Raw genomic sequence first — 23,103 nt, forward strand, 5'->3', positions numbered from 1 at the left:
CCATTTTAAATGACACCATTAGAAACTTTATTTTTAGATTTAAATGACATCAAAGTAATCGACAGCACTATCCCCTATTCGAAATACACTCCATTGGATTTATCGGCTTCCAATCTGGAATTGAATCAACTGAACATTACTGATTCTTCGCAATTTGAAGCTTATGTCGAACTTTTATTAGCTAAAAACAAAGCGAAAGTAGCGTATGGAGGTTACAAAGAAATTCGCAATTTATATAAACGCAGTAAGGTTTTTAATGATCTAAATACTGAAGAACGCAACATTCATATCGGAATGGATTTATGGATTAAAGCTGGAACACCGGTTTTGGCGGCTCTCGATGGAAAAGTGCATAGTTTTCAATACAACAATAACTTGGGAGATTATGGGCCTACTATTATTCTGGAACATCAACTGGAAAATCATATTTTTTATACTTTATATGGTCACTTGTCTTTAGAAAGTATCGCATCTATCAAAACTGGTGATTTATTTGCAAAAGGACAGCAATTGGCAACATTAGGTGACGCCAGCGTAAATGGTGATTATTCCCCACATTTACATTTTCAGATCATTAAAGACATAAAAGAAAATTTCGGGGATTTTCCAGGAGTTTGTAGCAAAAGTAACTTGGATTATTATTTGGAAAATTGTCCAGATCCTAATCTGTTATTAAAGATTTACTAATAATCTTATATTTTGTTTTTAGCCATAAATGAAAAACACAAACTTTTTTTCCTAACATGTAACAACTTTTTCACTATTTAAAAGCTCTTTTATTGGTTTTCAATAAAATAACCAAACTACTAACCTTACGTTTTCAAAAAGATAAGTCCTATATTAATAGTTATTGGTTGTACTTATGACTATATTTGGTATGGATATACCCTATTTATGGAATGTATTAAAGAGAATATTTCTTTTTAATACCACTGTCCGAAGTAAATATTGGTACCATGAAATCAATTTCGGCCATAGAAGACAATAGTTTACTTAAATCACTACCCAACAACAAATTAATAGCAACGAAAGAAATCAAAATCTCAAAAGTCCCTGCAAAAAAACTTCCGTTTTCAAAGAAGGAGCTCAAAAAAAAATCTTTTACTGTTGTAGCTATTGGTGCCTCTGCAGGTGGTCTTGAAGCAGTAACCCAATTATTGAAAAACATTTCTCCTACCACAGGTATGGCTTTTATCTATGTCCAACACTTAAGCCCAGATCATAAAAGTTTACTTGACAAACTTTTGTCCAAAGTAACTCAAATGAAGGTCCAGTTGATTGATAACATGGAATTACTGAAACCCAATAATTTTTATGTTATTCCCAATGATAAAGAAATTGAGGTTATTGATGGACATATAAAATTGACTCCCCGACCTAAAAACCGAACTTCAAACTTCTCAATCGATTTACTTTTTTCTTCTTTGGCAGAAACGCACCATGAAAACGTTATTGGTGTTATTTTATCAGGATCAGCCAATGATGGCACAAGAGGATTGAAAGAAATAAAACAAGCAGGCGGAATCACTTTTGCCCAAGATGATTCAGCTAAATTTAGCAGCATGCCCAATTCTGCAATTGCCGAAGGTATTGTTGATTTTGTATTATCTCCAAAAGAAATTGGAATTGAATTAACACGCATCAGTCAGCATCCCTTGATAATCAATACAACCATAAAAAAAATCCCTGAAGCCGAAATAGAAAATAGTAATCCAGAGTTGAAGGTTATTCTGCAGCTTTTACACAAAAGAAAAAATGTAGATTTCAGTCACTACAAAATGAATACTATCAAAAGACGAATGCTTCGCAGGATGTTAGTTCATAAAATTAAAACTTTAAAAGAATACATCGAAATACTTACCAATCAAAGTAATGAAGTTGATATTCTTTATCAAGATTTATTGATTAACGTAACTGCTTTTTTTAGAGATACTGAACCTTTTTTGTATTTAAAAAATGTAATTCTGCCTAAATTAATCGAGACCAAAGCAACAGGTGAAACTCTTCGAATATGGGTTGCCGCTTGTGCAACTGGTGAAGAGGTTTATTCGATAGCTATGTTATTACTCGAAATACAAGAAAATAATCCTAACAGTATTCCTTTTCAAATTTTCGCTTCAGATCTCAGTGCCGATGCCATTCGAATTGCTAGAACTGGAGAATATTCTGTTTCACAACTGGCAACTCTTTCACCAGAAAAACTAGTTCGTTTTTTTGTAAAATCGAAAAACAAATACAGAATTTCTAAAGAACTACGGGATGTTTGTGTATTTGCAAAGCACAACATTTTGCGTGATCCTCCATTTTCAAGAATGGATTTCATCAGTTGTCGAAATATGTTAATCTATTTGGACACCACTGCACAGAAAAAAGCCATTTCCACTTTTCATTATGCGTTAAACGATGGTGGTTGTTTGATGTTGGGAAAATCGGAAACTATAGGAACAACTACACAGCTTTTTACAATTCTCGATAAAAAATTTAAATTTTATTCCCGAAAAAAAAATTCAGGATTACGAACTATTCCAGATCTTACTTCAAATCTTTCCCATATTACTATGCCAGATAAAAATACAATACCAACCTCTACATTCAAAAAAGTATCTGCATCAGTAAACGGTACTATAGGAATGGCTTTCGATACTGTTTTGCTCGAACATCATGTGCCAGCAAGTGTTATTATCAACTACGATTTGGAAATTCTTCAATTTCGAGGATTAACTTCTATGTATCTACAGCATTCTCCTGGTAAAGCCAGTTTTAATATTTTGAAAATGGCACATATAGAAATCACATTTGAGTTGCGTAACGCCATTCATCATGCCATTAAAACAAAACTCCCAATCCGGAAAATGGGGATTGAAATGAATCGTAATCCTATAGATAACACCATTCAAATTGTAAATATTGAGGCCATACCGCTGAACATTGAAGGAGAAGAACCTTTATTAATCGTAATTTTTACGGGATACATTCAACATGAAACTGAAGAAGAATCTATAAAAGGGCAACAAAACAACACCATTGCAAAAGACCGCCGAATAAAAAAACTTGAAGACGAACTTGCTGCAGCGCGGGCAGATATGGGATCTATCACCCATGATCAGGAAGCCGCTAATGAAGAACTACAAAGTGCCAACGAAGAAATAGTTTCAAGTAATGAAGAATTGCAAAGTCTGAATGAGGAATTGGAAACTTCCAAAGAAGAAATTGAATCAACCAATGAAGAATTGGTAACCAGCAATCAAGAATTACATTCCAGAATTCAACAAGTCGAAGAATTAAATCAATATAACGAAGCTATACTTTCCACTGTTCACGAACCTGTGCTTGTCCTTGATAAGAATATTAAAATCAAATCGGCAAACATATCATTTTGTAAAACATTCCATGTAACCGAAGAAGAATGCATTGGAAAATCTTTGTATAAATTAGGGAATAATCAATGGAACATTCAAAAATTAAGAGAACTTCTGGAAGAAATCGTTCCAAAAAACAACCGTTTCCATGATTTTGAAGTAGAACATATTTTTCCGGTTATTGGCAAAAAAATAATGTTGCTCAACGCACATCGCATCATTCAGGCCAGAGAAAATGAAGAGCTGATTGTTCTTACGATTATTGATATTACCGATGTTCGAAATCTTGCCATTGAACTCCAAGTTAAAGAAACAAAAGCGTTGGAATTACAACTTGAACTCGAGAAAAAAGCACTTAAAACCATAGAAGACAGCAACAAACGGTACAGTATGATGCTGATGCATTCTCCTTTTTCTTTTGCTATACTAAAAGGAAAAGATATGCTCATTAAACTTGCCAATGATAGCATTAAAGATCTTTGGGGAAAAGGAAGTGCAATAGAAGGCAAATCTCTTTTTGCTGTTTTACCCGAATTAGAAAACACTGAAATTCCAAAAATGCTTAACGATGTGTACACAACTGGTATTCCACAAGAAGGATATGAACTACTAATTCCTTTGATGCGAAACGGTCAATTAAAAGATGCCTATTTCAATTTTGTGTACCAGCCTTATCTTGATGCCGATGAATCTATTTTGGGTGTAACCATTATTGCTTATGAAGTTACGGATCACATTAATCTAAAAAATGAATTAATTGAAGCCCGACAAATTGCCGAACACAACACAAAAATTGCTGAAAATGCCTTAAAATCAAAACAACAATTTTTGTCGAATATGAGTCATGAGATTCGGACTCCGATGAATGCAATAATTGGATTTACGAATGTGGTTTTGAAAACCGAATTGAATAAAGAGCAAAAAGAATTTATCACAGCCATTAAATCTTCGGGAAGTGCATTGATTGTTTTAATTAATGACATCCTGGATCTTGCCAAAGTAGATGCCGGAAAAATGACTTTTGACAAAAAAAACTTCAACATATTTGAATCTATTGCCGATATCTTTTATTTGTTTGAATCTAAATGTTCAGAGAAAAATTTAAAATTAGAACAACAATACGATAGTCGAATTCCTGAATATATTGTAGGCGACAGTATGCGTTTGCGACAAATTATTTTGAATTTAATAAGCAATGCTATCAAATTTACTTCAAAAGGGAAAATAATATTGAGTGTTCAAATGCTGAAAGAAGATTCAGAAAAAACCACAATAGAATTTACTTTGATTGACACAGGTATTGGAATTCCTGAAAATAAACTGGCTACTATTTTTGATAATTTCGAACAGGCTTCTACCGAAATTTCAAGATTATACGGAGGCACTGGTTTAGGTCTTGCCATTGTCAAACAATTGGTTGAGCATCAAGGCGGAACATTAATTGTAAAAAGTGAAGAAGGCAAAGGTTCCACTTTTGGCTTTATCATGGATTTTGAGAAATTCTGTGATGAAATTCCTGCCGAAACAGAAAATATTTATAATGCGATCGAAGGGTTAGAAAATGTAAAAGTTCTAGTCGCAGAAGATGTACCGCTAAATCAACTTTTGATAAAAATTATTTTAGAAGAATTTGGTTTTCAATGTGATATTGCCGAAAATGGTAAAGTGGCCATAAAAAAACTAAAAGAGAATAGCTATGACATTATTTTAATGGATATACTAATGCCTGAAATGAACGGGTTTGAGGCTACCGATTTCATTCGGAATACTATGAATTCCAAAATTCCAATCATAGCGCTTACAGCAGATGTAACTACTGTAGATGTCCAAAAATCTAAAACGGTGGGAATGAATGATTACATCTCTAAACCAATTGATGAAAAGCTTTTGTATGAGAAAATAATCAAACAGCTTAAGAAAAAATTAAAGTGATTGGTAAAAAGTAATTAGTAAGAATTGTGTAATCACTAATGGAAACTACTCATTTGATGATAATATAAAAACATTTTTTCTCCCTTTAGCTCCGATAGAAGCGAAAATCCTTGTGAGCCGGGGTTCGGCTTACAAGATTGAAACGAATAGCGGGACCAATGTTTCCTAAACGAGCCAAATTTTTCTGCTCCAAAAAAACTATTGAAATACAAATGGCATGAACTACTGATAGTTAGTTATTATATTTTTTAGAAGCTCAACGACTAATCGCTCTTCAATAATTGCCAATGACAAAATATTCAACAACCTGTGAATTATACAACAATCTTGTGAATTCTATAACAGCAATTGTTGATTTCTAGATGACCTTTACTCTATCCATTAAATAAGAAACAACTTGAAATTATACATCAAATACATGGTTAGTAATCGCTGCAAAATGGCGGTAAAAGAAGAATTGAAGAAACTTGGTCTGCACTTTATTGTGGTTGATTTAGGCGAAGTTGAAATCATGGAAACTATTTCTATGTATCAAAGAGAGCAGCTCAAAATAGGTTTAATTGATTCCGGACTCGAATTGATGGACGACAAAAGAGCCATGCTTATAGAAAAAATAAAAAATGTAATTATTGAAATGGTTCATCACACCGATGAAAATATTAAAATCAATTTTTCTGATTATTTACATGAGAAATTAAATCACGATTATACCTATATGTCCAATCTTTTTTCGGAAGTGCAAGGGACAACAATCGAACAATTTATCATTTCGCACAAGACCGAAAGAATTAAAGAATTGATTATTTATGGTGAACTCAATATTACCGAAATTGCTTGGAAAATGGGATATAGCAGTGTCGCTCACTTATCAAGTCAGTTCAAAAAAGTAACAGGCTTATCTCCTACTCACTTTAAACAATTAAAAAATAAAAGACGCAGTCCAATTGAAGAAATTGGGAATTAATTACAATATCTTTTTGGAAATCCAACAATAAATTTAACAAACAACACCTCGTTTCCCCATGCAAGAATCACAATATGCCAGAAGTTTAATAGAAGCCAGTTTGGATCCTTTGGTTACCATTAGTACCGAAGGCAAAATTACGGATATGAATGAAGCATTGACTCATATTACTGGAATATCAAGAGAGGAATTGACTGGAACTTATTTTAAAGATTATTTTACAGAACCAAAAAAAGCACATAATGTCTATCAAGAGGTTTTTTCTAAAAGTTCAGTTTCAGATTCTCCTCTTACACTTCGTCACAAAAATGGAAAACTAACCGAAGTGTTATTTAATGGTTCTGTATATCGCGACAATCAAGGCAATATAAAAGGAGTGGTAATTGTTGCAAGAAACATAGCCGAACAAAAATGGGCACTAGAATTAAGAAATGCCAATAAAGAATTGGCTTTTCAGAATGATGAAAAAGAGAAACGCGCAGCAGAATTATTTATAGCCAATAAAGAATTAGCTTATCAAAACGATGAAAAGGAAAATAGAGCGGCAGAATTGGTCATTGCTAATGAAGAACTAGCTTATCAAAATAAAGTTAAAGAAAAAAGAGCAGCTGAATTAGTTATTGCCAACAAAGAATTGGCTTTTCAAAATGATGAAAAAGAAAAAAGGGCCGATGAATTATACATTGCCAACAAAGAGCTTATTTTTCAAACAGGAGAAAAAGAAAGTAGAGCTGCCGAACTCGTAATTGCGGATCTGGAGCTTGAATTTCAAAATAAAGAAAAAGAGAAACGCGAAATTGCAAACAAAGAATTAGAAGCTCATAGTTATTCCCTTAAATTGGCTTCCCAGTATTCTTTGAGTTTGATTGAAGCCAGTAGAGATCCTTTATTTACCATTTCACCAAACGGGAAAATCACGGATACAAATGAAGCAACTGTTCTAGTTACCGGTCTATCAAGGGATCAACTGATTGGTTCCGATTTCTTTGATTATTTCACAGAGCCCCAAAAAGCACGAGAAGGATATAAAAAAGTTTTTTCAAAAGGCTTTGTCGTCGATTATCCGTTAACTATAAAAGACGAAAAATTTACCGATGTTTTGTTTAACGGTTCCGTTTACAAAGATGATAGAGGAAATGTAGTAGGTGCTGTGGTTGTAGCCAGAGATATTACGGAACAAAAAAGAATTGCAACAGAATTATTGGAAGCCAAGGTTTTTGCGGAACTCGCAACAGCATTGGCCGAAGAGGCCAAAAGTAAAGCCGAATTGGCTACAGAAATTGCTGTAAATGCGGTAAAAGCAAAACAACAATTTTTATCGAATATGAGTCATGAGATTCGAACTCCGATGAATGCCATTATTGGATTTACAAAAGTGGTTTTAAAAACGGAATTAACAGCCAAGCAAAAAGAATATTTGATGGCGATAAAAATGAGTGGTGACGCCTTAATTGTCCTTATAAATGACATATTGGATTTAGCAAAAGTGGATGCAGGAAAAATGACATTTGAGCAAACACCTTTCAAAATACAAAAATCATTGTCTTCAATGCTTCATTTATTTGAAACTAAAATTCAGGAGAAAAACTTAAAATTAGTATCGGATTACGACAGTAAAATTCCGGAAGTATTGGTTGGAGATCCTGTTCGTTTGCATCAGATAATTTTAAATTTAGTTAGTAATGCAGTTAAATTCACGACAGAAGGTGTTATTACCGTAAGTGTTCATTTAATGTATGAAGACGATGAGAAAGTAATTATCGAATTTGCTATTAATGATACTGGAATAGGAATCTCCGAACATAAAATAGAAAGCATTTTTGAAAATTTTCAACAGGCATCGAGCGGAACTTCCCGATTATATGGAGGAACAGGCCTTGGACTTGCCATTGTAAAACAACTAGTGGAATCTCAAGGAGGCAGCATAAGGGTCAAAAGTAAAATAAACGAGTATTCCCGTTTTAGTTTTACTTTACCTTTTCTAAAAACAAAAGAAAATGCAGCTCTAGAAAATGAAATAATGGAATTGAATAATGAAATCAAAGGCATCAGAGTATTGGTGGTAGAAGATATGGCGCTCAATCAATTGTTGATGAAAACCGTATTGGATGATTTTGGCTTTGAACGTGACATTGCAGAAAACGGAAAAATTGCCATCGAAAAACTCAAAACAAAACAATATGACATTGTTTTGATGGATTTACAAATGCCCGAAATGAATGGCTTTGAAGCCACAGAATACATCAGAGAAACATTGAAATTGGCAATCCCAATCATTGCTCTAACAGCAGATGTAACTACGGTAGATTTGGCTAAATGTAAAGCTGTGGGCATGAACGATTATATTGCAAAACCAATTGACGAAAGAGTATTGTACAGCAAAATCGTTGGGTTAATAAAAAAACCTAAAAATTTAAAAACAAATAAAAATAGCACTACAGAAGTCTCAGAAGTTGAAAAAGTGAAATATATAAACCTAGATTACTTGAACCACCGTACGAAATCCAATCCAAAATTGATGATTGAAATGATTGGTCTGTATCTGGAACAAACACCAGAACTAATTAATACATTAAAACAAAGTTTGTTGGTTCAAGATTGGAATTTACTCAATGCTGCCATTCATAAAATGATTCCTTCATTTTCAATTATGGGAATGCATTCCGATTTTGAAAATATGGCAAAAAAGATTCAAGAATTTGTTGTGATACAACAACAAAATGATGAAATGGAAAATATGGTATTGAAACTTGAAGATGTATGCATGCAAGCCTGTAAAGAATTAGAACTAGAATTAGAAACATTAAAAAAATCCCTAAAATGAATACCATAAACAAAATAAAACTGTTCTTAGTCGATGATGACGCCTTATTCTTGAAATCTTTGGAAATTGAGTTTTTGGATCATGCTGATTTTGAAATAGAAACCTACTCTACCGGTGAACTTTGCCTAGCTAATTTATCCAATGAACCAGATGTTATTATTTTGGATTATCATCTGGACGGTATTGATAAAAACGCGATAAATGGTATTGACACTTTGGATAAAATAAAAGCATTCAATCCCGAAATTGCGGTTATTATGTTGTCTTCTCAGGATAAAATTGATGTAGCGATTGATTGTATGCACCATCAAGCCTTTGATTATGTGGTCAAAAGTGAAACGGCATTTGTTCGTTTGCAAAAAATAATAACGTCTCTTTACGAGTTTAGAAAAATGAAAAAGGAACTGAATTGGTATATGGAAAGAATGTAATTATACTAATTTCAAGTTCTATAGTATTATAAATTTTAAAAATAAAAATCATGAATATCAAAAGAATCTTCGGCGCATTATTAACAGCACTCGGTATCGGTGGGCTTATTTATGATGCAGTAATATTTACTAACACTTCTGGCAGTGAAAGGGACATTAAAGCATTAATCATTTATGGTGTTTTAGGAGTAATCTTCTTTATGTCAGGAATCAGTTTAGTACGAACTACAAAAGATGAATCTTAGATTTATCAAATAGAATTTTCAAGAAATTGTAACTGTAAATTCTACAACTATTTTCAAAAGTTATATAATCATATTCCATTCACAAACAATCATCTTTGTATTCTAAAGATTAAATAAATCCAATAAAAATATAAAGATGTATAAAGTAGAAAAAGAATTCCTGTTCATGCCCAAAAGCAATTGTAAAGTGGGTAAAATAACTTCTTCAAAAAATGGCGCAGATGATTCTCGCATCATTCAAATTGATTTTAAGACAGAAGCTTTTAAAAAATCTAATATCGTATTTACAGAAAAAAGAAGAGCTCTTTAAACTTGTAATCAAAGGATTGAAATCCTGAGATATTAAGAAAAAAAATTATCCCCTATTGTTAACAATAGCACACTAATTCACCATTTACAAAAAGTCATCCCCCCCCCTTTACAGGACTATTTGGTGAAATCATAAGACCTATTGAATAATTTATTATCCAATATCTTCACTTTAAAATATCCAAAATCTGTGTGATTATTTTTTACACAGATTTTACAAACTTCACTATTTTTTATCAAACATTTTTATCTAAAAAGGTGTGAATCATATAACTAATTAAAAAAGTTATATAACTAAAAAACTCAATTTGTTAATGACCTTTGATATAAATAATTAAAAAACAATCAAAATGAAAAAATTACTATTCATATGTATCTGCTTAGCATTTACATATATTAACGCAACAGAAACAAAAGACCGGAAAAATAATACTGGAATATCTGTTGGAGAAAAACGGCATAACGGAGATTTGAAAACTGATAGTTATAAAACCGATATTTCTTTTTATGGAATTGGAGGTTTAACAACTACGCTTTTTGATGAAGTAAAAGACACGGATAACGATGGTGTTTCCGATAAAAATGACAAATGTCCTAATACACCTGCCGGTGTAGCTGTAGATAAAACAGGATGTCCACTTGATAAAGATATAGATGGTGTTGCCGATTATTTAGATGATTGTCCAGATGTACTTGGATTAGGAACTTTGAAAGGTTGTCCTGATAGCGATAAAGACGGGATAGCCGATGACAAAGATCGTTGTCCTGATGTAGCTGGCCCACTTGAATTAAAAGGCTGTCAGGATGTTGATAAAGATGGCGTTGCAGACATTGACGATAAATGTCCAAATACAACTGCAGGCTATAAAGTAGATTCTAATGGATGTCCTTTGGATAATGATAATGATGGTGTAGCCAATGAAGTGGATCTTTGTCCTGATGCAGCTGGACCATTAGCGCTAAAAGGTTGTGCCGATACTGATGGCGATGGTGTAACTGATAATGTTGACCGTTGTCCATCCGAAAAAGGGAATATTATTGACAAAGGCTGTCCTACAATTGCACCAGTAGACGTTAAAAAAATAGCTGATATTGCTGGCAAACTTTTCTTTGAAAATGGTAGTGCTGAGTTAAAACCATCTTCTTTTGTTCAACTCGATTATTTGGTTGTAATATTAAACCGTTATAATGCGACTGATTTGCAAATTGGTGGACATACTGATAATGTTGGTGGCGATATTTACAATATTGACTTATCTAAACAGCGTGCAGAATCTGTAAAAACTTATTTATTAAGCAAAGGAATTCCCGAAGCCAGAATGATAGCTTTAGGATTTGGAGACGGCAAACCAATTGCCGATAACAAAACTGCTTCTGGCAGAGCCAAAAATAGAAGAGTTGAATTGAAAACATCATACTAGATATTTTATTTTTTGAATGCTTTTTTCGGATAGGTTTGGGTGAAGGGAGCTGTTGGAAACAACAGCTCTTTTCTATTTTTAAAAAAAGTGATTAGCCATTCAAAAAAGTCACCAATAGACATAACTACTTATTAATCTGTGAATAATGTAACTAATTCGAAAAGTTTCATAACAATTTTAGACATAATAAATAGACCTTTATAATTCTTGTAATTCCAAGTTTTGCAAAAAAGAAGTAATGCTTAATACCTTTAAAGATGAGAAATAGAATCACCACACAGAACCCTAATATCCTTCCAATAGGAGTATTAAACACAGAATTTAAAACGTCAACTTTTAATCATTTTATTCCTAATACAGTGGTAAAACTTCCCGAAATATTGTTCATTACCACTTTCCCTCCTAGAGAATGTGGCATTGCAACCTATTCCCAGGATTTGATTAAATCATTAAATAATAAGTTTAAAAATTCATTCAATATAAAAATTTGTGCATTGGAATCGGATGCTGAAAAACATCAATATGATGAACCTGTAAAATATATCCTCAACACAGATGAACCAAATTCGTTCAATAATTTGTTAAAAAAAATCAATGCCACTAATTCGATTCAAATGGTATTGCTTCAACATGAATTTGGGCTTTTTAGAAATATCGAATCCAATTTTATACAGTTTTTATATAAAATTACAAAACCTGCAATAATTGTATTCCATACTGTATTACCTAATCCTGACTATTTACTTAAAGAGAATGTTCAAGTTATAGGACAGTTGGCTCATTCGATAATTGTGATGACCCATTCAGCAGCTTTAATCTTGAAAAATGATTATGGAGTCGATCCAGAAAAAATAACCGTAATACCCCATGGAACCCATTTAGTACGTCATTCTGACAAAGAACTTCTAAAAGAAGAATATAATTTGTCTGGAAAAAAAGTGCTGTCAACATTTGGATTATTAAATTCAGGAAAAAGTATTGAAACAACACTGGATGCCATGCCTAGTATTATCGAAAAAAACAAAGATGTTTTGTTTCTAATAATTGGTAAAACACATCCATCAGTAGTGAAAGAAGAAGGACAAAAGTACAGAATGATGCTGGACGAAAAAATTCAAAGCCTACAGTTACAAAATCATGTTTTGTTTGTCAATGCCTTTTTACCACTGCCCCAATTATTAGACTTTTTACAGCTTACTGATATTTATTTGTTTACTTCTAAGGATCCTAATCAAGCCGTAAGTGGAACCTTTTCGTATGCAATGAGTTGTGGTTGCCCCATTATCTCCACCCCTATTCCACATGCGCGCGAAGTGTTAAGTGAAGATACTGGAATCATAATCGATTTTGGGGATTCTGAGCAATTGGCCAAAGAAGTAAATCGTTTATTACTGGATAATAAATTAAGAGAAAACATAAGCGCAAACGGATTGCATAAAATTGTGCCAACAGCCTGGGAAAATTCAGCAATTGCCCATGCCATTTTATTCGAAAAAATGGGTGATAAAAATTTAAATCTAGAATATAAAATTCCAGAAATCAATTTAGACCACATCAAAAAATTAACAAGCGATTTTGGTATGATCCAATTTTCAATTATTAATCAACCCGACTTAGAATCAGGATACACTATAGACGATAATGCCCGTGCCATGGTCGCAATGTGCAAACATTTTGAATTAAAGAAAGACAAAATCAATTTAGATTACATTAAAATCTATTTGAATTTTATAATTTCTTGCCTGCAAGACAATGGCTCTTTTTTAAATTATGTTGATGAGGATGGTGATTTCACCAATCAAAACTATGAGACTAATCTTGAGGATTCTAATGGAAGAGCCATTTGGGCTTTAGGCTATTTGATTTCTTTAGAATCAATTTTGCCAGTTGCATTAGTGGAAAAAGCCAAAAAGACTTTGGAACGAGCTTCTACCAATGTTTTAAAAATGCATTCGACACGTGCAATGGCCTTTGTAATTAAAGGACTTTATTATGCCAATACAAAAGAAAAATCACAAAAAAATACGGTAATAATAAAAGAACTGGCTGACAGAATGGTTCAAATGTACAAGCACGAATCGAAACCCAATTGGAACTGGTTCGAAAGTTATTTGACTTATGGCAACAGTATTTTACCGGAAGCGATGCTTTGCGCTTATTTGAGTACAGGCGATACGAACTATAAAGCGGTGGCCAAAACTTCGTTTGACTTTCTTTTAGGCAAAATTTTTAATGCTAAAAGCATCAAAGTAATATCCAATAAAGGGTGGATGTTAAAAGACAACAGCACAAAAGTCAGAGCCATTGGAGGGGAACAACCCATTGATGTTGCTTATACTATTTTGGCGCTAAGCAAATTTTCAAAAGCGTTCAATGACCCAGAATATAGCCGAAAAATGAAAATTGCTTTCAGTTGGTTTTTGGGAAATAACCATCTGCATCAAATTATTTATAATCCTTGTACTGGTGGCTGTTATGACGGACTGGAAGATACATATGTCAATTTAAACCAAGGAGCAGAATCTACGGTAAGCTATTTGATGGCTCGATTGTGCATAGAAAAAAATACCCGAAAGTCTATTAAATTAAATGAATCCCAAAAAGAGATTTATTCAAAATTAAGTCACAAAAAAACTTTGGCTTAATCCCATATTACTTGATAGCACACAGATGACACAGATTTAATGGATCCATACTTTTTTTATGATTTTCAGAAATGTAATTATTTAAAAAAAGTGAAAATAAAATCTGTTAAATCTATGTCATCTGTGTTCCATTATTCAAACTTTTAATAAATGTGTGAAAATATAATAAAATCATGAATACTCCTGTAAGCACAATAAAAGTAACATTTAAGAAATCCTATCTAAAAAACAATTTTGACGATATTGGTAAAGCAACACTATTTACAACACGTTTCTTTAGAGAAGTAGTAAAACCACCCTTTGAATTCAAAGAATTTCTTTGGCAATGTTATGCCATAGGTTGTAAATCTTTACCCCTCGTGAGTATTACTGGTTTTATAATGGGATTGGTACTTACTATTCAATCACGCCCCACAATGGCAAAGTTTGGTGCTGAGTCTTGGTTGCCCAGTATGGTTGGTCTTTCTCTGATACGAGAGATTATACCAGTGACCACAGCCTTGATTTGTGCAGGAAAAATAGCCTCTAGTATAGGAGCCGAATTGGGTTCCATGAAAGTTACCGAACAAATTGATGCCATGGAGGTTTCAGCCATAAATCCATACAAATATCTAGTAGTAACCCGAATAATAGCAACCACAATTATGATACCTCTTTTAGTCATTTACGCTGACTTTATTGGCGTTTTTGGTGGTTACATTGGTTACAACATTCATGAAAATATGGGTTTCTACCGTTATTTCACCAATGTATTGGAACATCTTGAATTTCTAGACATATTGCCGGCGATAGTAAAGACTTTTTTCTTTGGATTTGCAATTGGCTTAGTGGGCAGCTATAAAGGTTTTAATGCAGAGAATGGGACCGAAAGTGTTGGAAAAGCCGCAAACACAGCTGTAGTTACTGCTTCCCTAAGCATCTTTATCCTTGATATGATAGCTGTACAAATAACTGACTTATTTTATTAAAGCTATGATACAGACTAAAATATTAAAAGATAAAAAGACAACAGCACAGCCTTTAGAAACTATCGTAGAAATAAAAAATTTACATAAATCGTTTGGAGAGAATACAGTTCTAAATGGTGTCAACCTCACCGCAAAAAAAGGAGAGAATTTGGTGATTTTAGGTAGATCTGGTTCAGGAAAATCAATTACTATAAAATGTTTGGTAGGTTTAATTCGTGCCGACGAAGGTGAAATCAAGATTTTTGGTGAAGATATTACACAAATGAATGCTATAGCTCTAAATGAAATTAGAGTTCGAATAGGTTTTTTGTTTCAAAATGGCGCTTTATATGATTCAATGACTATTAGACAAAATTTGGAATTTACATTAAAACACCATTCCCCCTATTTATCCTCCAATGATGTTGACGAGGCCATTCTGGAAGCTTTAGACAATGTAGGATTGGAAGAAGCCATTGATAAAATGCCTTCGGAATTGTCTGGTGGAATGCGAAAAAGAATTGGTCTTGCCAGAACGCTCATCATAAAACCCGAAATCATTTTGTATGATGAACCTACCACTGGTTTGGACACTATCACTTCAAGAGAAATTAGTGAATTAATATTATATGTTCAAAAAAAATACAAAACTACTTCTATTATAATAACTCATGATATGGCCTGTGCCAAATTAACAGCTGACAGAATCATTATTTTAAAAGAGGGTGTTATATGCACTGAAGGATCGTATGAAGATTTAGAAAAAAGTAAGGACAAATGGGTTCGTTCTTTTTTTATTTAATAGATAAAACACTCAAATTATGTATAAAGAATCAGGGTTTACGTGGAAGTTAGGAATGTTTGTGACAATAGGGTTGATTCTTTTTATAGGGACAATATACTTTGTTGGAAAACAGAAAAATTTATTTGGTTCAACTTTTACGCTGCAATCACAATTCAAAACAGTAACAGGACTGAAGGTAGGAAACAATGTTCGATTCTCAGGTATAAATGTGGGAACCGTAAGTGAAATTGAACTCATTACTGATTCGGCTGTAGTAGTCAAATTAGTGATTAAAGAAGATGTTCGACGCTTTATAAAAACAGATGCCAAAGCAAGTATCGGTTCTGATGGTTTGATGGGTGACAAAGTATTGACGATATCACCGGGCACAAAATCAAAAACCACTGTAAAAGACAATGCCACAATTGCATCACTCACAGCAATTGAAATTGAAGATATTATGAAAGGGGTAAAAACCACAGTCGATAATGCCGCTGTAATTACGGATCAACTAGCCGAGTTTAGTTTTAAAATAAACAACGGAAAGGGAACTTTATCCAAACTTTTAATGGATGAACAAATGGGCAATAAGCTAGATGCAAGTATGACAAACCTCCAAAAAGGAACTAAGGGTTTTGATGATAATATGCAGGCCGCAAAACACAACTTTTTACTGAAAGGTTATTTTAATAAAAAAGAAAAAGCTGAGGCAAAAAAACAAGAAGAAATTCAAAAAGAGAAAGCCGAAGCCAAAAAACAGGAAGAAAAGCAAAAAGAAAAAGATTTGAAATCAAAAGCTAAGTAATCCGTGAATTATGAAATCTTTACTAGAAATACTATAACAAGGTTTGAGTGTTTGTGAATGAACTTTGTAGTATCAAATTTAAAGGAGAATAAATTGCTCCATAAATGAAGATAAAAAAATAAAAACAACAAAAATGAAAACACTAAAACTAATTGCCCTAGCCCTATTCTTTTTTGCATCAACTGCAAATCATGCACAAGTATCCATAAGCGTCAATCTAGGATCACCTCCACAATGGGGACCGGTAGGCTATTCTGAAGTATCCTATTATTATATACCAGATGTGCAATCCTATTACGATATACGTGCACAACAGTTCATCTTTTTAAGCAATGGTGTTTGGATTAGATCTCATAGTTTACCATATCGTTATAGAAATTATGATTTGTACAATGGATACAAAGTAGTTTTAAATGATTATCATGGTTCTAGCCCTTATGTTCATTACAAAGAACATAAAGTGAAATATTACAAAGGTTATCATAATGGACATCAAGAAAACTATAGAACAGCTTCTAATTACAACAAACATGACAATGGAAATCATAATGGAAACCAAGGCAATGGCAATAATGGGAATCAAAACCATAATGACGATCATGGTAATGGTAATAATAATGGTCATGGAAACAACGGCCATAAAAACGGTAAACATTAATTCCTAATAAAAATGGAAGCTGTAGGTGAACTAAACAACCGAATCTTGAAGACCACAATGACGATACGAAAGGATTATCCAGAATTATCAAAATATCTTCTAGAAATGCCAGAAACCATTCCAGGTATTGAAAATCCTGAAATGAACAAAAAGGTTTTAAATGAATATCTAAATTCTTTAAAGGAAATTTTAGATAAATATGTTCCAAATCACGGAGTTGATATTCAAAAAATTTGAAAACAAAAAAATGAAAACAGAAAAAAAATTAGGCATTTGGATGGATCATTCAATAGCACATATCATAGAATTCACGGATCAATGGAAAGAATTGAAAACTATTGAATCCAATTTTACTCATCAAGAGAAAGTGGACAGTTTGAGTAAAAGCGAATCATTGATGCATAATAAGGAACAGCAATTACAAGCTGAATTTTATAAAAAACTAGAAGAAATTATTTTGAAATATGACAACGTATTGCTCTTTGGTGCAACCAATGCAAAAACGGAACTATTCAATAAATCACAAAAAAATCATCACTTTGCCAATATAAAAATTCAAGTCAAAGAAGCTGATAAAATGAGTAGTTCTCAACAAATCAGTTTTGTTTCAGACTTTTTTGAAACCATAAAAGCATAAATGTTCTCATAAAATTTAAATTTAAGACAACCTGATCGTTCGTTAAAAATTTAGGATAAGCCCTGCTATTAAATTGGTAGGGCTTTTTATACTTTCTAAAATAAAATATCATGAACAAAATATACAACCATACCGAAAATCTTTTCGAAAAATTGGTCTCTGTGGCAACAACAATATTAGGGAACTCCATTTCTTTTCTAATAGCATTATGTTTGGTGCTGTTTTGGTGGATCAATAGTTTATTCATAAAAAATGACGCACATCTTATTATTGGCGATATCATTTTTGGAGTTACTTTCCTGAGTTTATTCATTATCCAAAAATCGTTCAATCGATTCTCAGCTTCCTTGCATCTAAAAATAAACGAATTAGTATCCTCACACGAATCCGCCAGCAATGCCGTATTGAATGCCGAAATTAAGACAGAAAAGGAAATCACAGAATTATCCAAAGAGTATTCTGATTTAGTAGAACAAATTAAAGAGTTGGATGATGAGCTTAAAGGAGAATTTAATAACGAACTTGATAAAGCTTTGGATGAGGAAGAAAATCATATCAAAGGGAAATAATGAGCAATACAAAAAACCGTAAATGATATAACTCTTTGCAAGAATTTTGAAACACTTTTTTATCAAAATAATCTAACCTTTGTATTGTTGTGAAAATGGTTTCACACTTAATTATAACAAGATGAACACAACTGAATTAAAAGGAAACTGGGACGAGCAAAAAGGGAAATTGAAACAAAAATTTGCTGCCTTAACAGATAATGATTTATTATTTACTGAGGGAAAAAAAGACGAAATGATGGGGAAACTTCAAATCAAATTGGGAAAAACCAAAGAAGAACTTCATAAAATTATTCAAGCGCTTTAAATAGTTGCTATAAATTGTATCCATTTAAACTTTTTTACCAATTCGAATGGATACAATTTTCTCAAAATCAATTTAATCTTAAATAATAATTAACATGAAAAAATCAATTTTCAGTCTTGCAATTGCCTCTTTAGTGATCGGATCAATCGTTATAAGCTGTAAGCCAAATACCGAAAAAGAGCAAACTGCACAAGAAAATGTTGACAGTGCAAAAGTAGCCGTAACCGAAGCCGAAGAAGATTTGGATGAAGCAAAAAGAGTCGCAACAGCCGAAGAATGGCAAGCATTCAAGGACGACACAAATGCAAAAATTGAGGAAAATAACGCCAAAATAGCCGAGTTAAAATTAAAAATCAAAAAAACCGGAAAAGATATCGATAATGCATATCAAAAAAACATCGATCTAATGGAACAAAAAAATAAGGATCTAAAAACGAAACTGGATGCTTATAAAAATGATGTCAATAGCGATTGGAAATCTTTCAAAAGAGAATTCAACCATGATATGGATGATCTTGGAAAAAGCATAAAAAACTTTACAGAGGATAACACAAAATAAATAATAGCATTAAATAATTTTAGTGCAAAATGATCACAACAAATTATTAATCTTATAAAAAACAGAAATCATGAGCAATCTTCTTTACACAGTAGCAGTAATACTAGTTATTTTTTGGGCAATCGGGTTCTTTGCCTATAGTGCAGGATCCATAATACACATATTACTTGTAATTGCATTAATTGCAGTAATATTACGAATAATTCAAGGTAGAAAAGTTTTATAATTAGTTAAATACAAACATTATGAAAGCAAATAAAATAGCATTAGGAGTATTGGGTGGTATTGCCACTGGAGTTACATTAGGAATATTGTTTGCCCCTGCAAAAGGAGTCGATACAAGAAAGAAAATTCTAAAAAAAGGCAATAACATAGCCGATGAATTTAAAGATAAATTGGATAATTTATCTGGAGAAATAAAAAATAGTTATTCTAAAATGTTCCCAAATGACAAAAATCTAATTGTGGAAGCAAAATCAAAATTTGATGATGTCAAAAACGAAATAAACGGAAGTGTATAATTTCTTAAACAACAATAATCCGGAAGATTAATGCTCAGCCATTATTTTGGAACATCAATTGAGAAAAAACATCTTTTATCTTTAAATGGACATTTCTTTTTAGAAAATACCATAACAGTTAATCTTTCTGAATCACTAAGCTGATCATCTTTTTGAAACTACAATTTATTATAAAAATTTCATTTGTTAATATGATTTTTTCTTTTGAATAATAGGAGCTAAAAAAGTAATGATCAAACTTAGTTTTCAGAAATATGCGACTTAATTTCAAGCATGCTTCACTTATTTTTTTAACGTTATAGTTGTTATATAATTATGTTTTTTATTTAAATACAAAACATTAAACAACAGTATCATGAAATCCATAAGCAAAATAGCAGTTTTGTTCATTGCTTTCAATGCGTGGACAATGATAGCACCTCAAAAGGCAACTGCGCAAGTATCAATTAATTTTCAGGTTTTTTATGATGATTTGAGCCCCTATGGAAATTGGGTGCTTAATTCACATTATGGATATGTTTGGATTCCAGATGTTTCTATTGGCTTTACTCCTTATGGTACTAATGGTCATTGGGTATTTACAAATGTTGGTTGGACATGGGTTTCGAATTATTCATGGGGATGGGCTCCATTCCATTATGGCCGTTGGTATTACGATTATATTTATGGATGGATATGGGTTCCTGATTATGAATGGGGACCTGCATGGGTTGTCTGGCGAAGATGTGAAGGTTATTACGGATGGACTCCTATAGGTCCCGGAATTAGTATTAACATTGCATATGGTGGTAGTTACAATATACCTTATAATCAATGGATATTAGTAAGAGACAACGATTTAGGAAGAACAAACATCGATAATTATTACGTTCGTACATCTGACAACACTAGAATTCTTAAAAACTCTACAGTAATAACAAATATTAGGACTGACAATTCTAATAAGATAAAATACAGTACAGGCCCAGATAGAAGTGAGATAGAAAAAAGAACTGGTAATTCAATCAAGACTGTTGCTATCAAGGAGAGAAATAAACCAGGACAAAACATGGGTAATGGAGAACTTTATGTTTACAAGCCAAGAGTGGAAAAACACACTGGCTCTGGCCAAAAACCTATCCCTTACAAAGTTTTGAGTATGAAAGATGTAAAACCTAATACAAAAATAAATACATCGCAACGTTATGAACAGTCTGCTCCACAGCCAAAAGAACAGAATCGTAAACAACAAGCTCAACAACTATCACCGCGTTATGAGCAACCTGCCAAACAAACGCAAAAACAGAATCGTGAACAACACACACAACAACTGTCACCGCGTTATGAGGAGCCTTTACAACAACCACAAAAACAAAATCGTGAGCAGCAACAACCTCATAAACAGTATCAGGTGCAATATCCTCAACAGCAGCCACAACGTTACGAACAGTCTGTTCAACAACCTCAAAATCAGAATCATAATAAAAAACAGTCGCAAAGCTATAATCAGCCTGTACCACAGCAACTGTCACATCAGCCGCAACAACAGCAACAACATTCAAAGAAGCAGCATTAATGTGTAATCTTTAAAATTCAATACTTCCTAAATATTGAAACACCATTTAAGCATTCGGTTATAAGGAGAAAATCAAAACAACTTTTATAGAATACTCTATAAACTTCATCATCAATATTTAATCCTATTTACAAACTGAAAAAATTAATTTTTAATGTAAAACCAAATACGATGAAAACAATAAAAACAATTTTGACTTTTATTATTCTTGGATTTATAATGAATTCATGCGATAATAACAATAATGATAATAACGATGCCATGAAAGGTTCTTATCCGTATTCCGTTTCCATGACTGATGCACCAGGTCCATACGATGCTGTGTTGATAGACCTTAAAGGTGTTGAAATAACTGGGAGTGGAGGACAAACGGTTGCACTAAATGTGATTCCAGGCATTTATAATCTTCTTGATTTTTCAAACGGAACTTCGACACTTATTGCCACCGGTACATTAGAGAATGCTACTGTAGAACAAATAAGACTCATATTAGGACCTAACAATTCCATTGTAGTAAATGATATAACCTACCCTTTGAGTACACCAAGTGCAGAACAATCAGGATTAAAACTTCAAGTACATCAAACGCTCCAAAATGGTATACTATATAATGTACTACTTGATTTTGATGCAAATCAATCTATAGTAGTTACGGGCAATGGTAGTTATAAATTAAAACCAGTGATCAGAACAGTAGAGACAGCAATCAGCGGAATTATCAAAGGAAAAGTTACACCCATTGGCACGTTAGCAGTGGTTACCGCTACTTCTGATGTTTCCTATTCTTCAAATGTAGATGTTAACGGTGATTTTCAACTTTTGGGACTTCCGCCAGGAACCTATACTGTAACTATTACACCAGTATTACCATTGCTTCCCGTAACGGTAAATAGTGTAGTTGTCACTGCAGGTCAAACATCAGACATTGGAACTATACCTTTTTGACCCAAATTATGTGGATAGATTTTGTGTAGAGGTCAAAATATTGATTAAATCTATTTGCAAAAAACACCTCGCTTTTTTTAAAGCGAGGTGTTTTTTTGTTTCAATATGTATCAATTATAATTATTTAAAGACAATTTTAGCTCCAATAATTATTACAAGAGTTCTATTAAATATAAAAAATCATTAATTTTACTTTTAAACTTTTTAAATAATGAATCAAAACGAGCAACTAATCCATAAATTTTACAATGCTTTTGCAAATGCTGATGCAAAAACAATGTGTGAATGCTATCATCCCAAAATTCAATTTCAAGATCCGGCTTTTGGCATTCTAAAAGGAAATGATGTTTGTCAAATGTGGAAAATGTTAATCGAAAAAAGTAAAGGAAATATCAAAATTGAATTTTCTGATATCAAAGCTGATGATTATTCTGGAACAGCAAAATGGATCGCTACTTATAATTTTAGTAAAACCAACAGAAAAGTGGTTAATATTATTCAAGCTCAATTTCAGTTCCAAGATAATTTGATAATCAGACATACCGATAATTTTGATATTTGGAAATGGTCCAAACAAGCATTAGGTTTCAAAGGTTTTTTATTAGGTTGGACAGGTTTTATGCAAAAACAAATACAAAAACAAGCACTGGCTTCTTTAAACAACTATAATAAAACAATTTCATAAG

Annotated in this window: 23 protein-coding genes; all 23 read left to right on the top strand. The window is 32.6% G+C overall.

All coding sequences use genetic code 11. The annotated features are described in order from the left end of the window. Window positions 1–9: 9 nt before the first annotated feature. The 23 genes from AC1DY0_RS07550 to AC1DY0_RS07660 all read left to right on the top strand — a co-directional run bounded on the left by AC1DY0_RS07550 (window position 10) and on the right by AC1DY0_RS07660 (window position 23,102). On the top strand, window positions 10–687 hold the full coding sequence (locus tag AC1DY0_RS07550; protein ID WP_477188019.1) for a peptidoglycan DD-metalloendopeptidase family protein: 678 nt from the start codon (window positions 10–12) through the stop codon (window positions 685–687). A gap of 269 nt (window positions 688–956) precedes the next feature. Then, complete coding sequence (locus AC1DY0_RS07555; protein ID WP_477188020.1) at window positions 957–5,291, top strand: CheR family methyltransferase; 4,335 nt, start codon at window positions 957–959, stop codon at window positions 5,289–5,291. A gap of 418 nt (window positions 5,292–5,709) precedes the next feature. After that, window positions 5,710–6,255 carry a helix-turn-helix domain-containing protein gene (locus AC1DY0_RS07560; RefSeq protein WP_477188052.1) on the top strand — a complete coding sequence of 182 codons (546 nt, stop codon included), beginning with the start codon at window positions 5,710–5,712 and terminating at the stop codon, window positions 6,253–6,255. A gap of 58 nt (window positions 6,256–6,313) precedes the next feature. After that, window positions 6,314–9,079 carry a PAS domain S-box protein gene (locus AC1DY0_RS07565; protein ID WP_477188021.1) on the top strand — a complete coding sequence of 922 codons (2,766 nt, stop codon included), beginning with the start codon at window positions 6,314–6,316 and terminating at the stop codon, window positions 9,077–9,079. Continuing rightward, window positions 9,076–9,510, top strand: a complete 435-nt coding sequence (locus AC1DY0_RS07570) for a response regulator (protein WP_477188022.1) — start codon at window positions 9,076–9,078, stop codon at window positions 9,508–9,510. Before AC1DY0_RS07565 ends, AC1DY0_RS07570 begins: the two co-directional genes overlap by 4 nt. A gap of 50 nt (window positions 9,511–9,560) precedes the next feature. Beyond that, entirely contained in the window at window positions 9,561–9,755 is a 195-nt protein-coding gene (locus AC1DY0_RS07575; protein WP_477188023.1) for a hypothetical protein, read from the top strand. Window positions 9,756–9,891: 136 nt separating this feature from the next. Next, window positions 9,892–10,065, top strand: coding sequence for a hypothetical protein (locus AC1DY0_RS07580; protein WP_477188024.1), 174 nt, complete (start codon window positions 9,892–9,894; stop codon window positions 10,063–10,065). Between the two features lie 349 nt (window positions 10,066–10,414). Beyond that, entirely contained in the window at window positions 10,415–11,485 is a 1,071-nt protein-coding gene (locus AC1DY0_RS07585) for an OmpA family protein (protein WP_477188025.1), read from the top strand. Window positions 11,486–11,742: 257 nt separating this feature from the next. Then, window positions 11,743–14,130, top strand: a complete 2,388-nt coding sequence (locus AC1DY0_RS07590; protein ID WP_477188026.1) for a glycosyltransferase — start codon at window positions 11,743–11,745, stop codon at window positions 14,128–14,130. 173 nt (window positions 14,131–14,303) lie between these two features. Then, window positions 14,304–15,098 (top strand): MlaE family ABC transporter permease, encoded by a 795-nt coding sequence (locus tag AC1DY0_RS07595; protein WP_477188027.1) that lies wholly within the window; start codon window positions 14,304–14,306, stop codon window positions 15,096–15,098. Window positions 15,099–15,102: 4 nt separating this feature from the next. Then, a complete protein-coding gene (locus AC1DY0_RS07600) occupies window positions 15,103–15,879 on the top strand; it encodes an ABC transporter ATP-binding protein (protein WP_477188028.1) in 777 nt (258 codons plus the stop codon). Between the two features lie 19 nt (window positions 15,880–15,898). Next, window positions 15,899–16,666: an MlaD family protein gene (locus AC1DY0_RS07605; protein ID WP_477188029.1), complete on the top strand. Its 768-nt coding sequence runs from the start codon at window positions 15,899–15,901 to the stop codon at window positions 16,664–16,666. A gap of 133 nt (window positions 16,667–16,799) precedes the next feature. After that, window positions 16,800–17,324 (top strand): hypothetical protein, encoded by a 525-nt coding sequence (locus tag AC1DY0_RS07610; protein WP_477188030.1) that lies wholly within the window; start codon window positions 16,800–16,802, stop codon window positions 17,322–17,324. A gap of 12 nt (window positions 17,325–17,336) precedes the next feature. Further along, window positions 17,337–17,561 carry a hypothetical protein gene (locus tag AC1DY0_RS07615; protein ID WP_477188031.1) on the top strand — a complete coding sequence of 75 codons (225 nt, stop codon included), beginning with the start codon at window positions 17,337–17,339 and terminating at the stop codon, window positions 17,559–17,561. Window positions 17,562–17,571: 10 nt separating this feature from the next. After that, window positions 17,572–17,961 carry a hypothetical protein gene (locus AC1DY0_RS07620; protein WP_477188032.1) on the top strand — a complete coding sequence of 130 codons (390 nt, stop codon included), beginning with the start codon at window positions 17,572–17,574 and terminating at the stop codon, window positions 17,959–17,961. Window positions 17,962–18,071: 110 nt separating this feature from the next. Beyond that, window positions 18,072–18,530: a low affinity iron permease family protein gene (locus tag AC1DY0_RS07625; protein WP_477188033.1), complete on the top strand. Its 459-nt coding sequence runs from the start codon at window positions 18,072–18,074 to the stop codon at window positions 18,528–18,530. A gap of 121 nt (window positions 18,531–18,651) precedes the next feature. Beyond that, complete coding sequence (locus AC1DY0_RS07630; protein ID WP_477188034.1) at window positions 18,652–18,837, top strand: CsbD family protein; 186 nt, start codon at window positions 18,652–18,654, stop codon at window positions 18,835–18,837. A gap of 94 nt (window positions 18,838–18,931) precedes the next feature. After that, on the top strand, window positions 18,932–19,396 hold the full coding sequence (locus AC1DY0_RS07635) for a sll1863 family stress response protein (RefSeq protein ID WP_477188035.1): 465 nt from the start codon (window positions 18,932–18,934) through the stop codon (window positions 19,394–19,396). A gap of 70 nt (window positions 19,397–19,466) precedes the next feature. After that, on the top strand, window positions 19,467–19,622 hold the full coding sequence (locus tag AC1DY0_RS07640; RefSeq protein ID WP_116798283.1) for a lmo0937 family membrane protein: 156 nt from the start codon (window positions 19,467–19,469) through the stop codon (window positions 19,620–19,622). Between the two features lie 19 nt (window positions 19,623–19,641). Next, window positions 19,642–19,917, top strand: a complete 276-nt coding sequence (locus AC1DY0_RS07645; RefSeq protein WP_477188036.1) for a YtxH domain-containing protein — start codon at window positions 19,642–19,644, stop codon at window positions 19,915–19,917. A 355-nt stretch (window positions 19,918–20,272) separates the two neighbouring features. Next, window positions 20,273–21,472: a DUF6600 domain-containing protein gene (locus AC1DY0_RS07650; RefSeq protein ID WP_477188037.1), complete on the top strand. Its 1,200-nt coding sequence runs from the start codon at window positions 20,273–20,275 to the stop codon at window positions 21,470–21,472. A 171-nt stretch (window positions 21,473–21,643) separates the two neighbouring features. Then, entirely contained in the window at window positions 21,644–22,417 is a 774-nt protein-coding gene (locus AC1DY0_RS07655) for a DUF4382 domain-containing protein (RefSeq protein ID WP_477188038.1), read from the top strand. Window positions 22,418–22,628: 211 nt separating this feature from the next. Then, complete coding sequence (locus AC1DY0_RS07660; RefSeq protein WP_477188039.1) at window positions 22,629–23,102, top strand: nuclear transport factor 2 family protein; 474 nt, start codon at window positions 22,629–22,631, stop codon at window positions 23,100–23,102. Window position 23,103: the final 1 nt, after the last annotated feature.

Source organism: Flavobacterium sp. P1_E4 (assembly GCF_056405915.1).

What these genes read in the sequence shown, in the direction of transcription:
- AC1DY0_RS07645 (WP_477188036.1), top strand. Translation starts at nt 19,642, where the DNA reads ATGAAAGCAAATAAAATAGCATTAGGAGTATTGGGTGGTATTGCCACT.
- AC1DY0_RS07570 (WP_477188022.1), top strand. Translation starts at nt 9,076, where the DNA reads ATGAATACCATAAACAAAATAAAACTGTTCTTAGTCGATGATGACGCC.
- AC1DY0_RS07630 (WP_477188034.1), top strand. Translation starts at nt 18,652, where the DNA reads ATGAACACAACTGAATTAAAAGGAAACTGGGACGAGCAAAAAGGGAAA.
- AC1DY0_RS07595 (WP_477188027.1), top strand. Translation starts at nt 14,304, where the DNA reads ATGAATACTCCTGTAAGCACAATAAAAGTAACATTTAAGAAATCCTAT.
- AC1DY0_RS07600 (WP_477188028.1), top strand. Translation starts at nt 15,103, where the DNA reads ATGATACAGACTAAAATATTAAAAGATAAAAAGACAACAGCACAGCCT.
- AC1DY0_RS07615 (WP_477188031.1), top strand. Translation starts at nt 17,337, where the DNA reads ATGGAAGCTGTAGGTGAACTAAACAACCGAATCTTGAAGACCACAATG.
- AC1DY0_RS07620 (WP_477188032.1), top strand. Translation starts at nt 17,572, where the DNA reads ATGAAAACAGAAAAAAAATTAGGCATTTGGATGGATCATTCAATAGCA.
- AC1DY0_RS07580 (WP_477188024.1), top strand. Translation starts at nt 9,892, where the DNA reads ATGTATAAAGTAGAAAAAGAATTCCTGTTCATGCCCAAAAGCAATTGT.
- AC1DY0_RS07590 (WP_477188026.1), top strand. Translation starts at nt 11,743, where the DNA reads ATGAGAAATAGAATCACCACACAGAACCCTAATATCCTTCCAATAGGA.
- AC1DY0_RS07605 (WP_477188029.1), top strand. Translation starts at nt 15,899, where the DNA reads ATGTATAAAGAATCAGGGTTTACGTGGAAGTTAGGAATGTTTGTGACA.
- AC1DY0_RS07565 (WP_477188021.1), top strand. Translation starts at nt 6,314, where the DNA reads ATGCAAGAATCACAATATGCCAGAAGTTTAATAGAAGCCAGTTTGGAT.
- AC1DY0_RS07585 (WP_477188025.1), top strand. Translation starts at nt 10,415, where the DNA reads ATGAAAAAATTACTATTCATATGTATCTGCTTAGCATTTACATATATT.
- AC1DY0_RS07610 (WP_477188030.1), top strand. Translation starts at nt 16,800, where the DNA reads ATGAAAACACTAAAACTAATTGCCCTAGCCCTATTCTTTTTTGCATCA.
- AC1DY0_RS07640 (WP_116798283.1), top strand. Translation starts at nt 19,467, where the DNA reads ATGAGCAATCTTCTTTACACAGTAGCAGTAATACTAGTTATTTTTTGG.
- AC1DY0_RS07560 (WP_477188052.1), top strand. Translation starts at nt 5,710, where the DNA reads ATGGTTAGTAATCGCTGCAAAATGGCGGTAAAAGAAGAATTGAAGAAA.
- AC1DY0_RS07575 (WP_477188023.1), top strand. Translation starts at nt 9,561, where the DNA reads ATGAATATCAAAAGAATCTTCGGCGCATTATTAACAGCACTCGGTATC.
- AC1DY0_RS07660 (WP_477188039.1), top strand. Translation starts at nt 22,629, where the DNA reads ATGAATCAAAACGAGCAACTAATCCATAAATTTTACAATGCTTTTGCA.
- AC1DY0_RS07650 (WP_477188037.1), top strand. Translation starts at nt 20,273, where the DNA reads ATGAAATCCATAAGCAAAATAGCAGTTTTGTTCATTGCTTTCAATGCG.
- AC1DY0_RS07655 (WP_477188038.1), top strand. Translation starts at nt 21,644, where the DNA reads ATGAAAACAATAAAAACAATTTTGACTTTTATTATTCTTGGATTTATA.
- AC1DY0_RS07625 (WP_477188033.1), top strand. Translation starts at nt 18,072, where the DNA reads ATGAACAAAATATACAACCATACCGAAAATCTTTTCGAAAAATTGGTC.
- AC1DY0_RS07635 (WP_477188035.1), top strand. Translation starts at nt 18,932, where the DNA reads ATGAAAAAATCAATTTTCAGTCTTGCAATTGCCTCTTTAGTGATCGGA.
- AC1DY0_RS07555 (WP_477188020.1), top strand. Translation starts at nt 957, where the DNA reads ATGAAATCAATTTCGGCCATAGAAGACAATAGTTTACTTAAATCACTA.
- AC1DY0_RS07550 (WP_477188019.1), top strand. Translation starts at nt 10, where the DNA reads ATGACACCATTAGAAACTTTATTTTTAGATTTAAATGACATCAAAGTA.